The organism is Bradyrhizobium sp. JR4.3, assembly GCF_040547695.1.
Taxonomy (GTDB): Bacteria; Pseudomonadota; Alphaproteobacteria; order Rhizobiales; family Xanthobacteraceae; genus Bradyrhizobium; species Bradyrhizobium canariense.
The window spans coordinates 178,796-192,604 of sequence record NZ_JBEPQF010000012.1 but is presented as its reverse complement, the minus strand read 5'-3'; the positions used below and the strand labels follow the sequence as shown (position 1 = coordinate 192,604).

The window sequence follows — 13,809 nt, the reverse complement described above, 5'->3', positions numbered from 1 at the left end:
AAACATCAACCGCAATCTGGGTGGACGCGTCGAATGAACGGAGCTGGCGTGAGACGCTTTGGTCTCGGATTGATACCGTGGATCGGTGCAATCCTGCTCTGGTACACGGTGCGCTGGAGCGGCTTCGTCAATGTCTCGCTGATCCCCGCCCCGCACCAGGTCGCCGCCAAGTTCTTCGAGCTTCTCACGAAAGAAGGCCTCCTCGTCGACATCTTCGTCTCGACCAGACGCGTCTTCTTCGGCGTCGCGCTCGGGATTCTCGCCGCGGTGCCGGTGGGTTTCCTGCTCGGCTGGTATCGCCCGGCCCGCACCTTCGCCGATCCAATGATCAACTTCTTCCGCGCGCTGCCACCAATCGCGCTGATCCCGCTGGTGATCGTCTATTTCGGCGTGGACGAGGTCGCGAAACTCGTCATCCTGGTCTACGCATCATTCTTCTCCGGCGTGATCGTGATGTATGAGGGGGTCTCGCAAATCACGCCTCTCTACATCCGCGTAGCGCAGACGCTCGGCGCCAATCAGGCGGAAATCTTCCGCAAGGTCATCATTCCCCTCACCGTCCCGCATATCCTCACCGCGTTGCGGGTGGCATTGGGTGTGGCCTGGGCGACTCTGGTGGCGTCCGAACTGATCGCGGCCCAGCGCGGACTTGGTGCGATGATCCAGAATGCCTCGACCTATTTCCTGCTCGACGTCATCTATGTCGGCATCATCTGCATCGGCCTGATCGCCCTGATCATGGACATGATCCTGCGCAAGATCACGGCGCGATTGCTGGTGTGGCAGGATCGGGCCATCGCATGACGAAGCGTGCGCAGTTCGAAAACGTTTGCCTGTCCTTCGAGACTGCGAAGGGCCGCCTCAACGTCGTCGAGGACATCAGCTACGACATCAACGACGGCGACTTCATTGCCGTGATCGGCCCGTCCGGCTGCGGCAAGACCACGATGATGAGCATGCTCGCGGGCTTCCAGAAGCCGACGACTGGCAAGGTCCTGTTCGACGGAAGTCCCGTCGCCGGCCCCGGCCCCGAGCGCGGTGTCATCTTCCAGGAATATGGCGTATTCCCGTGGTTGACCGTGAAGCAGAACATCGCCTTCGGCCTGACGCTCAACGCCAACCGTGTTCCGACCGCCGAGCGCGACGCGATCTGCGATCACTATCTTGGCTTGATGGGCCTGTCCGACTTCGCCAACTCCTATCCGAAACATCTGTCCGGCGGCATGCGGCAACGGCTCGCGATTGCACGGGCCTATGCGGTCAAGCCGCAATTCCTGCTGATGGATGAGCCGTTCGGCGCGCTCGACGCCCAGACACGCTCCAACATGCAGAACCTGCTGCTCAAGGTGCTGGAGACCGAAGGCAAGACGGTCATGCTCATCACCCACTCCGTGGAAGAGGCGATCTATCTCGCCTCCCGCATCGTGGTGGTGACCGCGCAGCCGGCACGGATCAGGGAGATCATCGACGTGCCGTTCGCTTATCCGCGCGATGAATCGATCCAGGAGCGGCCCGAATTCGGCGAGCTGCGAAGCTACATCAGGCAACTCGTCATGGACGAGTACCGCGCCCAGCAGGCGCAAATGCGTCCAGCATCATTCTCGGAATAACAAGCAAAACGGAGGATACACCATGGATCGCAGACAATTTCTGACAACCACCGCGGGCCTTGCTCTGGGATCTCTCACGCTCGCAGCGCCCGCGATCGCGCAGGCGAAAACCAAGGTACGGGTCGGCTATCTCCACACCGTCGCCGTCGATGGCCAGATCTGGACAGGCATGGATCGCGGCTCCTTCGAGAAACAGGGGCTCGACCTTGAGCTGCGGCAGTTCAACACCGGCCTGGAGATCTTCCAGGCGCTGATCGGCGGCAGCCTCGACGTGCTGGCCACCGGCGCCGTGCTCTCGAACTTCCCGGCTCGGGGCCAGGGCAAAGTGTTCCTGATCAACGACATTGAGGTCGCGACCGCACAGCTCTGGGTTCGCGGCGACCAGGGCATCAAGTCGTTCGAGGACCTGAAGGGCAAGCGGATCGCCACCGCGACCGGTACCACCGCGCATGTGTTCCTGGATACCGCGCTTCGCGCCAACAAGGTCGATCCAAAGGAGGTCGAACTCGTCAACCAGACCATGCCGGCCGCCGTGACCGCCTTTATCTCCGGCGCGGTCCCGGCCGTCGCTCTCTGGGTACCCTTCAACGTCACGGTTCGCGACAAGGTGCCAGGCGCGGTCAAGCTCGCCGATGCATCAGCCTACTATCCAAAGGCCGCCATCATCGGCGGCTGGGCGGCGGCCAACGATTACTACGAACCAAACAAGGAAACGCTGGCGAAGCTCATCCGTGGTTGGGCGGATGCCAACGACTACATCGTCGCGAACAGCACCGAAGCGATGGATAAACTACAGAAGGGCCACTATAGCCAAACACCGCTGGCCGACATCAACGAGTCATTCAAGGCCCAGAAGATGTTCACGTCCAAGGATTGGAAACGCATGTATTCAGACGGGACGGTCACCAACTGGCTGCAGCAATCGACAGATTTTTTCATGGCTAATGCCGGCATCAAGGACTCTACGCCAGCAAGTAAATATTTTGACTCCACCCTATATCTAAAAACAATTGTATGACCTTGATCGCGTAGGCTGGCGGCTCCGCTGCAAAGACGTCACCACGCCCGCGCTCTCTAAATCATGGAATAAGCTTGCGTGTGGAAGTTAATCTCGATGATGTGGCGGTACGGCCCGCGGTTCCACTTAGCGCTCACCGAAATGCTGTTAGGGGCTGTCTACTGGATCCGTCTCATGTCGCGCTATCAGAATTGATAGCATTGAAAGCTTCTCGGAGAAACTCCGCAGACTGGACCATTGCGCCCCGAACGCAGTGCACCTCTTCAAAGTAATTGATCTTTCTCGCTGTGGCAGGCGTTTCCATGCCGTTTTGTTCACGGTTGTTTCACCCAATTCGTTGCGATTTCGTTGCGGAGTTCTGAGAGAGAACGGCCGCCACTGTTGCCTGACAGGTCTCTTGGAGGCTCTCCCAAGCACCAGCGGAAGAGATGCCGACATCGCCCGCTTCAGTGTCGCGGTTGCGAGTCGGTGGTCCGCTATGAACCGGGCCGCCGACTTGCGTCCTCTCCTTCAATCTTCAGCGTGAAGTTCTCTGCCCGTCGAACCGACACCGCCTATCCATGTGCCGACGATTTCAAAGTTCGGATTGAAGGCGACAAGGTCCGCGCGGTATCCGGGCGCGATCCGTCCAAGCGCGGACTCAAGGCCCAGAAATACCGCGGGAGTCCGAGAAGCCATGATGAGGGCATCGACAAGGGAGATTTCGAGCAGCTTAACAGCGTTGCGCAGCGCCTCGATCATGGTGAGGTGAGCGCCAGCGAGTGTGCCATCGGGGCCCGTCAGGCGATTTTCGTGCAACGTGACCTGCCTTCCTTGCAGCATGAATTGCCGGTCGTCGGTGCCCGCCAATGACATGGCATCGGTGACCAGCATCAATCGATCACGCCCCTTGCAGCGGAACGCAACGCGCAAGCAGGCCGGATCAACGTGGATGCCGTCGCAGATGATCCCTGCAAACAGCCGGTCATCGTCAAGCGCGGCGCCGACCAGGCCCGGCTCCCGGGGGTTCAACTGCGACATGGCGTTGAACAGATGGGTCGCCCCCGAGACACCGCGATCGACCGCCTGCCCGATTTCGGCTGCGGTGGCGTCGCTGTGGCCGGCCGCGATACGCAATCCGGCGTCGATCAATTCATCAATAATGGATGCGGGCACGCATTCCGGGGCCAAGGTCACCATGGAGCGGCCGCACCCCCCAAAACTTTTGATTGCCGCGAGATCGCGCCGGTCCGGCACGCGTATCTCGGCTTCCGGATGAATGCCCTTGCGAGACCTGTTGAGGGCCGGTCCTTCCAGATGAAAGCCGAGAACGCCGGGAATCGTCAGGCAAGCCTGGCCGACTGCAGCCAATCGCTCGATGACCTCGCTGCGATCGGTGATGAAGGTCGGCAAGCAGCCCGTGGTCCCCGCCTTGCGGTGCGCCTCCACGATGCGTCGAACGCCAGCCTCCGTAGGCTGGTCGTTGAGAAGAACGCCGCCGCCTCCGTTGACCTGGATGTCGATGAATCCGGGTGCAAGGATCGCGTCTGCGGGAAGTTGGATTGAGGCGCGCGCCTCCGGCTCGCCGAAGGTGATGCTTTCAATCCGCCCCTGCGAGATTCTGACCGACCCCGGCCCGCGCATGTCGGCACCATCAAAGATGTGCTGCGCGGAAATCGTGGGAGCGGAATAACCAGCGTTGCCCATCTGTATTGACCCGAGAAGGGCAGTCACGGACTCGTGAGGCGAGTCCCGTAGAAGGCCCTCAAATGTACACCAGGCAGCTTCGGCGGGACCTGGAAAGAAACCTCCGCGTTAACTTTCCATGGGAACAAAAGGTACCACGTATCTCGGCATTGATGGCGGCGGAACCCGCTGCCGCGCCCGGATCGAGGACGAAAGCAGCAGGGTACTCGGTGGAGCAAGCGCGGGGCCTGCCACGACGCGGATTGGCTTTGACAATGCTTGGCGGTCCATCATGGAAGCCACTGAAGCGGCAGCCGCACAGGCCGGACTGACGCGCGAGGATTTCGCGCGGATGCACGCCGGAATTGGCCTTGCCGGTCTCGGTCGCCGCGGTGCGGAAGCGGCGCTCAACAAGATCGCGCATCCCTTTGCATCGGTCATCTTCATCAGCGACGGCCTGGCGGCCTGTCTCGGCGCCCATAGCGGTGCGGACGGGGCCATCGTGGTAGCCGGCACGGGCTCGGTGGGTGTCGGCCTGATCGACGGCCGCGAAGTCCGTCTCGCCGGTTACGGCTTTCCCGTGTCGGACGAAGGCAGCGGTGCCGACATCGGCCTGCAGGTTGTTCGACTGGCGCTGCGGGCCGCGGATCGCCGCGGCGAGCTGACCCCATTGCTTTCAGAGGTGCTGGGCGCCTTCGATCATGATCCCTATCAGGCGGTGGCCTGGTCTGAAGAAGCCAGGGCCACAGACTACGCAGCGTTCGCGCCGATCGTGATGCGGCACGCTAATCAGGGCGATCCGGTCGGCCGTCGCATTGTCGAACGCGCGGCCGATGCCATTGGCGATCTGCTTGATCTTTTCCTGGCGAGAGGAATTGACCAGCTTTCGCTCGTAGGCGGGCTCGCGGATGCCATTACGCCGTGGCTGACGCCAGACCTGCGCGCGCGCCTGAGGTGTCCTGATGCCGACGCGGCGGCCGGCGCATTACTGGTGGCGCGAGGGCGGCTTGAGGTGCCCAACAAAGACCTGCCCAAGAGAGAAGCTGACCAGGAGCAGGCTTCAAAGTTCCGCGTTTGATGGAGCATGGATCAATTATATGGCCACCGAAGAAGTCGATCCCCGCTTTGCCGATCTTGATGCATGGCAGCTCGCGTCAGCGATGGAAGCGATGTGGGAGGGCCAGCTTGCGGCAGTCGCGACGATCGGCCATGCCCTTCCCGCGATTACTGCAGCGACCGAGGCCGCCAAAGCGGCGCTGGGTGATCATGGACGCATTGTGTATGTCGGCGCCGGCACCTCGGCCCGCGTGGCGGTCCAGGACGGCGCCGAGTTGATGCCGACCTTCGCATGGCCCAGCCAGCGCGTTCACTTCATCGTCGCCGGCGGAGACAGCGCGTTCGTCACGAGCATCGAAGGTGCTGAGGACGATATCGATGACGCGGTCACACAGATCAATGCCGCGCGGCTCACCCCGCACGACGTTGTGATCGCCGTTGCCGCCAGCGGAACAACGCCATTCACGGTCGCGGCGCTGCAGCAGGCAGGCTCTTTTGGTACAGTGACGATCGGCGTTGCAAACAATCCTGGCACCGTACTGCTGGCGTCGGCAACGTTTCCGGTGCTGATCGCGACCGGCCGCGAACTGATCGCCGGCTCCACGCGGATGAAGGCGGGCACCGCGCAAAAGGTCGTGCTGAACCTGATCTCCTCAGGAATCATGCTGCGCCTTGGCCGGGTGTACCGCGGCATGATGGTGAACATGCAGCCGACGAATGCCAAGCTGAAGCGGCGCGCCGAGGCCATGGTGGCGCAAATCGCGCACTGTGATCCGTCGCACGCGGCACACTGGCTTGAGCAGGCCGAGGGAGACATCAAGACGGCTGGCCTGCTGGCGTTGGGTGTCGACAGGGTCGATGCCGAGACCATCCTGAAAAAATGTGACGGCAATCTTCGGCGCGTGTTTGCCGAGCTCGCCGGGGATCGTGACTCGCATCCTGACCGGCATCCCAAGCAAGCGGCGCGGAAGCAAGGCGGAGCGCGCGAGCCGTGACGACATCCGCGATGGCGAGCGAAATAGGGGAAAGCGCGGATGTTGTTGCCAAAAGCCTTGGTAATCGCCCGGCCACGCGCGACATCGCGCGGCGAATTGGGATTGGCTGTGCGCCCCTGTGCGTCGTGTGCGGCCGGGGCAGCTCGGGGCATGCCGGGGTTTACTTGAGATACCTTGTCGAGACGCGGCTTCGCCTTCCCGTTTCAGCCAGCGCTCCTTCGGTGATCACGGCTTTTCGCACGCCGTTGATGCTGCGCCATGCGCTGTTCATCGTGATCTCGCAATCCGGGCGCAGCCCGGATCTTGTCGCGGCGACCAGGTCGGCGCGCGCCGCGGGCGCCCGCACCATCGCCATCGTCAATGCGACGTCGTCGCCGGTGGCTGACGAAGCGGAATTCGTCGTTCCGATCGAGGCCGGCCAGGAGCACTCCGTAGCGGCGACCAAGACCGTGATCGGCTCGATGGCCGCCGGCGCCGAACTTGTTGCTGAGCTGGCGGGAGATCAAGCGCTGCGGTCAAGCCTCGACAGACTGCCCGAGCGCCTGCACCGCGCGCTGGCACTCGACTGGTCCGGGATTGCCGATGGTCTCGCCAAGGCGTCAGCTGTGTTTGTGGCGGCGCGGGGCCTGGGCCTGGGCTCGGCGCGAGAGATCGCGCTCAAACTGTCGGAAATCTTGCGCCTTCCTTCCATTGGTCTGAGCGCCGCCGAGCTGCAGCATGGGCCACGCGCTGCGTTATCGTCGCGCACGCCGGTTATCATGATGCGCCTCTTGGATGAAACGGCGGCCACAGTGGACGCGCTGGCAGACGAATTGCGCGAACAAAACATCGCGCTACATCTATGCGGCGGACCGCATGGCTCCCTACCCTGGTTGGCCGAGGATGACCCCGCCACCGACCCGATCACCATGCTGGTTCCGGCCTATCGGATGATCGAGCAGACGGCGCGGGCCTGCGGGTTTGACCCAGATCATCCCCCTCGCCTGAGCAAGATTACCGAAACCTTCTGACGGCTGACCAATCGATAGCGGGCCACCGAAAGCACTTCGCACAATTCGAGCCGGGTGGTGGGCTGGCTTGGATCGGCTCGGGCCGGTTACGGGAAGCGGCTCGCCGATCTTTCTGGTGCGATCATGAATGTTGAACCATATCAGAGCTTGAGGGTTCATCACGATGCGGGGTGCACTATGGCAAAGGAAACCAAACCTTTGCGAAAGCACGCTGACCAGGCCGAGCGAATGGCGAAAGCAACCGCCGACCCGGAAATCTCGGAAAACTTCTTGAACCTGGCAGGGGCGTATCGCAGTCAAGCGGACGTGCTGAAGGCCAAGCGAAAGCAGGAAAAGAAGCGCCGCTGACCGCGGCTTCCGAAATTCGCCTTGAACATTTGACCGCAAGATCGATAACGCTGGCGCGCTTTGGCTACCCCGACCAGGCGAGGTTCTGCGTGCCCCGACATCATGCGAGGAGCAGAAGCGAGATCTGCTCCGCCGGTGGGCGTTAGACGCATACCGCCTCGTAGCGCCCGCAAAGCAAGGCATGCAGTCGGGTGCGGCCTCGGAGCTCAATGAAGCCATTGATGCGCTGATCGATCTTGACGGCGGCACGGCTTCCTTTGCAAGACCCGGAGAAAGTGCACGGGCTGCGTGATGCAGAAGCCCGTTCGCCGATCCGATCTGCGCAACTCACTGAGCTCCGCGACTTGGAGGGGCAGTGGTCGGCTGCAGCTCCATCGTGGATACACCCGCGGCAATGTTCATACCGGTCTGCGCCTGCAAGGACATCGGCTGCAGGGCGATTGTAGGATTCGAGCCTCCCATCAGGATGTTGGCACCAACTCCGACCCCCACGGTGCTACCGGCGGTCGCACCAGTATAGGTTCCGGCTAATGCCGCCCGGCCCAGCGTGGTCGGCGCAAAAACGGCCCAAGTGAGCTGGCCACCGGACGTGGCGCTGATATCGAGGCCCAGTGCAGTAACGGTCCCGACATAAGCCTCGCGGGCCCTGCCTTTCGCCGACTTGTACTTGCAGCTCAGTTGCCGCTGTCCTGCGACAATCATTCCGACTCCGGGCGACAGGCTACAGGTGAGCGTACCGACTCGCGTTCGCGCTGCGTCCCTGGGCAGCTGCCGGCACCATGCCAAGTGTGAGCGTCAGGGCCTTCAAGGATCCCTAATGATCCCATAAAAGCGAACGGACCTGTTTCGCTCAACGTGCCTACGACGGAGGCGGACACCTTGCAAGAGATGCAAGACCGTCTGGTCGATCCCTCGCCTGATCACGAAACGCTGATCTCAATGCATCTACGACGCTCTGCACCTCGCGCTCAGCGACCGGATGCGCCGCATCGGCGTCGATACCGGGCGTATTGCCGTCCAGCCCCGAAAGGCCGCGGGGAAAGAGATTCCGGTAAACCGGACGCTCAGGCAGCCCGGCGCTGGTTCGAAAGCCCAGCGTCAACCCCAGTTCGTTCAAGCTTTCAGAGAGCACCGCTTTAGCTGAGACCGGATCGGGGGAAAACCGGTTGCGCAGCACGACCCAGTCGATGAGCGTGCCATCGACAGACCGGCGATGGCGACGCATTTCGCGGACCAGCTCCCCATACGCCAACGACGCCCAGCGTCACGGCATCGAGCTTCCCCAGCACGTCGACCGGCGAGCCCGAGGCCGATGCAGAACAGGGCAAGATCTCTGTCTTCTCGTCGCTTGCTCGCGCGCTCATCGGAAAGACGAAAGAAGCCACTGTAGAGGTTCTTTCGCCTCGCGGGGCGAAGGCCTACAGGATCACCAGCGTGGAATGGCGTTAAGCTGAGTGCCGGCCCATATGGCGGGAACAAGTAATGGCCTCGGCTGGATCCGCGCATCTCCATTTCATTCGAGCGGGTGAAGGTAGTTTGTCGAAGCCGCTGATCTCCTCCACCCGCGCCGCATCGTTCAGCGTGACCATCCCTCTTTGTACAACCAATACTCCCTCGTTCCGAAGTTCTTGGATCAGCCGATTCACGTGAACCGCGTCATCGGCCGGCGCCTCTCGTCGCGCGTGAACGACTTCATCGCGCGCTTGTCTTCCCACGTCTCCTGGCGCCGTCACGAACCGAAGCGGCCTGCCCTCGAAGATCGCATCGCGGTCCGCCTGCCTCTGGTGGCGGCTCTTAGGCTGAGGATGTCGGAGATCGATCTCGTCACGACGGTCTGCAAGTCGCCGGCGATTGGCGCCTTCCCTTACTGAACTTTATCTGTCGACCATCATGGCCTGGCCCCGGGCCAACCGGCAGGCGCGCAAAGTGCTTATTGTGCTCGAGGAAGATGCTTGCTGCGCAGAGCTACGAGTGCTGAAAGCGCCTATTACCGAAACGTGCCGCCGACGTGATCGTTACCGCGCAAAGGATCGCACTCGTCACGAAGGATCCCACGCCGCGATTTCCGCATTGATTGGCGATCACGAGGCGCTCAAGAAGCATCTAGATTTACTCCGCAGCGATAGCATTACAAACCGCGTTCGTGCCCTGCTGGCAATGGAGCCACGGACACGCCATCCCGTATTCTCGACCGCCGCGCAGGCGCTTCAGTGGTGCGACGATCCGTGGCCACAACGCCTCTCGAACTTAAGCACATTCAATTTCGAAGATTTCTGCCGTGACCCGGCCGATTATTCCTCTCCTTGCCAACGGAATCACTCGAGACGCTCGCACCTTTAATGCGAAGGTTCCTGACAGGCGCCCCGCTGGGGCTGAACTACAAGCGGACCGGGGCGGCAGCGTCATGCTACGCCTCCGATGCTTCCATTTTTGAGTGAAGCTTGCGCGCCCTCGTCGCGCCGTACGCAGACTTATCGTGCAAGTAGTTCAGTCCCGAGACTCCAACGAGAGATAGGGCTCTCGACGTAGAGACCGACCTGATCCCGATCCCAATCCGGACTTTCGGAGAGCCTATCTTCGTCGTACGATGCGTCCCCCCAAAGCTCGGGGGGAGACGACGCGAATTCGGGGGCGCAACGTCCCACTGGTTCTGAGGCAATTCGCGGGATTAAACAGCAAGTCGGCCAAATGCTCCATCGCACGCGCCGTCTCTTAGTCCGCCAGCAGACCGCGGTGATCAATTCGATCGGAGCGCATCTGCCGTATCGACCTTGTGATCTTTGATCTTCGACCAGCGATCAAAAGTCAGTCTCGATGGACGAGCCAATTGCCTGGTCCAGGCGTCGACAATGTCCGATCCACGATCATTAGCTCTCAGGACAAATTCTAGCCGAGCTATCAGCTACGTCATCGATCTGGTCGCAATTGGAGCCATCTATCTCGTCTTGGCAAAAGGCGGGCTTACTCTCGCCTCCATTCATCCCAGTGCAACGCCAATTTGGCCACCGACGGGTGTCGCGCTGGCGGCGGTGCTGTTGCGGGGATATCGGACCTGGCCAGCAATTTTTGCGGCCGCGATGATCGCTAATGTTACGACGGCAGGCTCCGTTGCCACCGCAATTGCGATTGCGGCCGGTAACTCTCTCGAAGCAGTTACTGGCGCTTATCTTATTAATCGATGGTCGGGTGGGTGTAACACGTTTTCAAAGCCCGACTCTGTCGCGAAGTTTGCTGTGATTTGCGTCGTGATCGCGACACCGATCAGTGCCAGCATTGGACTGACCAGTCTGGCAATCTTCGGGTACATCGAACGGCAGAATTTCGCGGACGCGTGGATCACCTGGTGGCTGGGCGACGTGACTGGCGCGCTGGTCATTGCCCCCGCGATCGTGCTTTGGACATCGAGCCGCTATCATGCCTTCAATTCCCGTGAACTTCTGGAGACGGTCGGCGTGCTCACGACAGCGTCGGTTGTTGGGCTGATTGCATTCAGCCCCCTGATCGAGCAGACGCCCGGCCGAGATCCACTCGGTTTTCTCGCCATCCTGCCCATGTTATGGGCGGCGCTGCGTGGCGGGCCACGCGATACCGCAACGGTTGCCCTCGTGCTTGCGGGTATCACGATTTGGGGAACGCACACGGGCGGCGGCCCATTCGCGACGCCAGATCCCAATGCGTCATTCCTGCTCGTGTTGATGTTCTTGATCAGTATTACCGTTCCAAGCTTGCTGCTGAGCGCTGATGTCGAGGTCCGCAAGAAAGCGGAACGAAGCCTGCGCCGCGCGCACGTCGAACTCGAGCAGAAAGTCGCAGAGCGTACGCAGGAACTGGAGCTCGCCAACGCAGCGAAATCGCGCTTTCTCGCCATGGCAAGCCATGATTTGCGGCAGCCCTTACATGCGTTGGGGTTGTTCGTCGCCCAGCTGCGCACGCCGCTCAAACCGGAAGAAAGGACAAAAACGGTCGAACGAATCGACGCCACCCGCAAGGAAATGGACGAAATGTTCAATTCGCTCCTGGACATTTCCAGGCTGGATGCCGGGATGCTTATCCCCCAAATCACCGAGTTCCCGCTCGGGCGCCTGTTGCAAAAAATCGAGACGGCGTTTGACCAGGCGACGCAAAAAAAGGGTCTGCGGCTACGCGTCAGGCCGAGTGACGCATGGGTGCGAAGCGACTCGATGCTGCTCGAACGCATCATGCTGAATCTCGTATCAAATGCGGTACGCTATACCTTGCGGGGCGGTATCCTGGTCGGATGTCGTCGGCGTGGTGAAATGTTGCGTATCGAAGTATGGGATACCGGTCCTGGCATTCCCGAGGACCAAAAGCACAATATCTTTGGTGAGTTTTTTCAGATCCCCACCGCCGAACAGAACCGGTCCGGCGGACTGGGCCTCGGCCTCGCTATCGTCGACAAGCTTCGCGTGCTTCTCCACCATCAAATCGACCTGGCTTCGACTATGGGCCGAGGTTCGCGATTTGCGATCCTGGTTCCGAAAATCGATCAATGCGTCAGGTCCGCGGCGCCCGCCGACTTACCATACCCCGGTGCCTTCGCAATCGACGGCAAGGCAATTCTCGTTGTTGCCGATACTCCGATCGTGCAGGAGGGAACGGGCGGATTGCTTAGCAAATGGGGATACTCGGTTCTTGCCTCCGGATCCGACGAACCTGCACTTGTCCAACTTGCCGAGCGCGAACAGCGCCCAGATCTCATAATCTCGGACTATCATCTCGCAAGCGGGAAGACCGGCATCCGGGCAATTGAACAAATCAATGCGGCGTTTGGCTCGTCAATTCCCGCCATTCTCATCAGCGGCGATACCGCAGCTGAACCTCTGCGGGACGCTAGGGACAGAGGCTACATTTTGCTGCACAAGCCGGTCGACCCGATGCGGCTCCGCGCTGTCATGCATGAGCTCCTCAGGGATCATGATGGTGGAGGAGGCACCGGGGCAGTGTCATGATTCAGACTTCGGCGGCCATTCCCAGCCCATTTTTCCGACTTTTATGACGGCCTCCGTGCGGGTCGCTACGCCGAGCGCCTTGAGAACGACCGTCATGTGATTCTTCACTGTCGGCACTGCCATATTGAGCGTCCTGGCAATGACCTTGTTGCTTTTTCCCTTCATCAGGAGCGCAAGTACGTCGATCTGACGATCGGTCAATCCTCGCCCCTTGAGTGAGTCGCGAGCCAATGGTTTATCCGCAAACCGCGGACCTGCCGTTTCCTCCAGCATCTCCGAGGGAATGTAAACTCCGCCGGAGAACACCAACTCAATAGCATTGAGCATCACTTCACGTTCCGTGGTTTTCGGAATGAAACCCAGCGCGCCAAGTTTGAAAGCGCGCCTGACCGTGTCCTGATCATCGGAGGACGAGAGAATGATGATAGCAATCGTCGTATAGCGATGGCGCAGTTCGCAAAGGACAGAGAAGCCGTCGCGGTCAGGCAAATTGATATCGAGCAAAATGAGGCTGATATCGGGATGCTCCTCGACGATGCGCATGGCCTCTCGACTGCTCGAAGCCTCGAATATCACGGCTTCTCGCTTCAATTGCTTCAGGACGCCGTGCAACGCCTCGCGGATCAATGTGTGATCGTCAACAACAAGAACCTTCATAAAAATGCTCTCCGTCCAATGACCGCCCGGAGATCAATGAAAAAATCATACACCCACCTTGGAAACCGTTCACCTTCTATCTCTGGTCCAGTGGTTCGCCGTCAGGCACTCAAAGTAGGAGCCGAGTGCTGCTGTGCGTTATGGTTGCAACCGACACACAATCGTAATGAGCAAGGACTACATGAAGCGCGGTCCTCGCTGCCCCACCGTCCACGCGCGCGATGAATTGCTCATCGCGTGGTTGAAGGTATCAAATAGATGCCGCCGCCCCGACAGTACCTTCGTCATAGGACCTAGGCACCTCTTCGTACCGACCTGCGGCCAATTTACACACTGCGCAACTTAAACGATGATGTCGACGGTCACCCTCTCCACCAGCGTTTTACTCAAGCGCGGCCATATGATCATTGTCGCGATTGGTGTCGTGGCCAGGTCGACGTGAAGCAACACTGGACTGCGGCGCTGTCACGACCGGAGCAG

The 13,809-nt window shown here is 60.5% G+C and carries 13 protein-coding genes and 1 pseudogene; 10 read left to right on the top strand and 4 right to left on the bottom strand.

All coding sequences use genetic code 11. From position 1 onward, the window contains the following. The first annotated feature begins 33 nt into the window (after positions 1–33). Genes ABIB91_RS20790 through ABIB91_RS20780 form a run of 3 tightly spaced genes read left to right on the top strand, consistent with a single transcriptional unit; the run spans position 34 to position 2,628 of the window. On the top strand, positions 34–804 hold the full coding sequence (locus ABIB91_RS20790) for an ABC transporter permease (RefSeq protein WP_354165103.1): 771 nt from the start codon (positions 34–36) through the stop codon (positions 802–804). Further along, positions 801–1,610, top strand: coding sequence for an ABC transporter ATP-binding protein (locus ABIB91_RS20785; protein ID WP_354165100.1), 810 nt, complete (start codon positions 801–803; stop codon positions 1,608–1,610). The genes ABIB91_RS20790 and ABIB91_RS20785 overlap by 4 nt, the downstream gene beginning before the upstream one ends. A gap of 22 nt (positions 1,611–1,632) precedes the next feature. Further along, the gene (locus ABIB91_RS20780) at positions 1,633–2,628 is read left to right on the top strand and encodes an ABC transporter substrate-binding protein (RefSeq protein WP_354165097.1); all 996 of its coding nucleotides are present in this window, start codon (positions 1,633–1,635) and stop codon (positions 2,626–2,628) included. 510 nt (positions 2,629–3,138) lie between these two features. Here the strand turns inward: ABIB91_RS20780 and nagA are convergent. Then, on the bottom strand, positions 3,139–4,314 hold the full coding sequence (gene nagA, locus ABIB91_RS20775; RefSeq protein ID WP_354165095.1) for an N-acetylglucosamine-6-phosphate deacetylase: 1,176 nt from the start codon (positions 4,312–4,314) through the stop codon (positions 3,139–3,141). Positions 4,315–4,432: 118 nt separating this feature from the next. Here nagA and ABIB91_RS20770 point away from each other — a divergent pair, with 118 nt between their 5' ends. The 4 genes from ABIB91_RS20770 to ABIB91_RS20755 all read left to right on the top strand — a co-directional run bounded on the left by ABIB91_RS20770 (position 4,433) and on the right by ABIB91_RS20755 (position 7,702). Then, positions 4,433–5,371 (top strand): glucosamine kinase nucleotide-binding domain-containing protein, encoded by a 939-nt coding sequence (locus ABIB91_RS20770; protein WP_354165093.1) that lies wholly within the window; start codon positions 4,433–4,435, stop codon positions 5,369–5,371. Positions 5,372–5,390: 19 nt separating this feature from the next. Next, entirely contained in the window at positions 5,391–6,344 is a 954-nt protein-coding gene (locus ABIB91_RS20765; protein WP_354165090.1) for an N-acetylmuramic acid 6-phosphate etherase, read from the top strand. Next, entirely contained in the window at positions 6,341–7,354 is a 1,014-nt protein-coding gene (locus tag ABIB91_RS20760; RefSeq protein ID WP_354165087.1) for an SIS domain-containing protein, read from the top strand. Before ABIB91_RS20765 ends, ABIB91_RS20760 begins: the two co-directional genes overlap by 4 nt. A 177-nt stretch (positions 7,355–7,531) precedes the next feature. After that, positions 7,532–7,702, top strand: coding sequence for a hypothetical protein (locus ABIB91_RS20755; protein ID WP_354165084.1), 171 nt, complete (start codon positions 7,532–7,534; stop codon positions 7,700–7,702). 327 nt (positions 7,703–8,029) lie between these two features. Here ABIB91_RS20755 and ABIB91_RS20750 read toward each other — a convergent pair whose 3' ends face one another. Together ABIB91_RS20750 and ABIB91_RS20745 are read right to left on the bottom strand one after the other, a co-directional pair. After that, entirely contained in the window at positions 8,030–8,488 is a 459-nt protein-coding gene (locus ABIB91_RS20750) for a DUF992 domain-containing protein (RefSeq protein WP_354165081.1), read from the bottom strand. A gap of 73 nt (positions 8,489–8,561) precedes the next feature. Then, positions 8,562–8,927: a division plane positioning ATPase MipZ gene (locus ABIB91_RS20745; protein WP_354165079.1), complete on the bottom strand. Its 366-nt coding sequence runs from the start codon at positions 8,925–8,927 to the stop codon at positions 8,562–8,564. A 71-nt stretch (positions 8,928–8,998) separates the two neighbouring features. Here ABIB91_RS20745 and ABIB91_RS20740 point away from each other — a divergent pair. From ABIB91_RS20740 to ABIB91_RS20730, 3 genes and pseudogenes are all read left to right on the top strand, one after another. Further along, a pseudogene (locus ABIB91_RS20740) lies at positions 8,999–9,151 on the top strand (GreA/GreB family elongation factor); the annotation flags it as partial. Between the two features lie 197 nt (positions 9,152–9,348). Beyond that, entirely contained in the window at positions 9,349–9,573 is a 225-nt protein-coding gene (locus ABIB91_RS20735; protein ID WP_354165076.1) for a hypothetical protein, read from the top strand. Positions 9,574–10,551: 978 nt separating this feature from the next. Then, positions 10,552–12,672: an MASE1 domain-containing protein gene (locus tag ABIB91_RS20730; RefSeq protein ID WP_354165073.1), complete on the top strand. Its 2,121-nt coding sequence runs from the start codon at positions 10,552–10,554 to the stop codon at positions 12,670–12,672. Here the strand turns inward: ABIB91_RS20730 and ABIB91_RS20725 are convergent. Continuing rightward, positions 12,667–13,329, bottom strand: a complete 663-nt coding sequence (locus tag ABIB91_RS20725; RefSeq protein WP_354165070.1) for a response regulator — start codon at positions 13,327–13,329, stop codon at positions 12,667–12,669. The genes ABIB91_RS20730 and ABIB91_RS20725 overlap by 6 nt on opposite strands. Between the last annotated feature and the right edge of the window lie 480 nt (positions 13,330–13,809).

Bases quoted from the DNA above. Each gene is read 5' to 3' on its own strand.
- ABIB91_RS20790 (WP_354165103.1), top strand. From the start codon at position 34: ATGAACGGAGCTGGCGTGAGACGCTTTGGTCTCGGATTGATACCGTGG.
- ABIB91_RS20785 (WP_354165100.1), top strand. From the start codon at position 801: ATGACGAAGCGTGCGCAGTTCGAAAACGTTTGCCTGTCCTTCGAGACT.
- ABIB91_RS20780 (WP_354165097.1), top strand. From the start codon at position 1,633: ATGGATCGCAGACAATTTCTGACAACCACCGCGGGCCTTGCTCTGGGA.
- nagA (WP_354165095.1), bottom strand. From the start codon at position 4,314: ATGGGCAACGCTGGTTATTCCGCTCCCACGATTTCCGCGCAGCACATC.
- ABIB91_RS20770 (WP_354165093.1), top strand. From the start codon at position 4,433: ATGGGAACAAAAGGTACCACGTATCTCGGCATTGATGGCGGCGGAACC.
- ABIB91_RS20765 (WP_354165090.1), top strand. From the start codon at position 5,391: ATGGCCACCGAAGAAGTCGATCCCCGCTTTGCCGATCTTGATGCATGG.
- ABIB91_RS20755 (WP_354165084.1), top strand. From the start codon at position 7,532: ATGGCAAAGGAAACCAAACCTTTGCGAAAGCACGCTGACCAGGCCGAG.
- ABIB91_RS20745 (WP_354165079.1), bottom strand. From the start codon at position 8,927: ATGCGTCGCCATCGCCGGTCTGTCGATGGCACGCTCATCGACTGGGTC.
- ABIB91_RS20730 (WP_354165073.1), top strand. From the start codon at position 10,552: ATGTCCGATCCACGATCATTAGCTCTCAGGACAAATTCTAGCCGAGCT.
- ABIB91_RS20725 (WP_354165070.1), bottom strand. From the start codon at position 13,329: ATGAAGGTTCTTGTTGTTGACGATCACACATTGATCCGCGAGGCGTTG.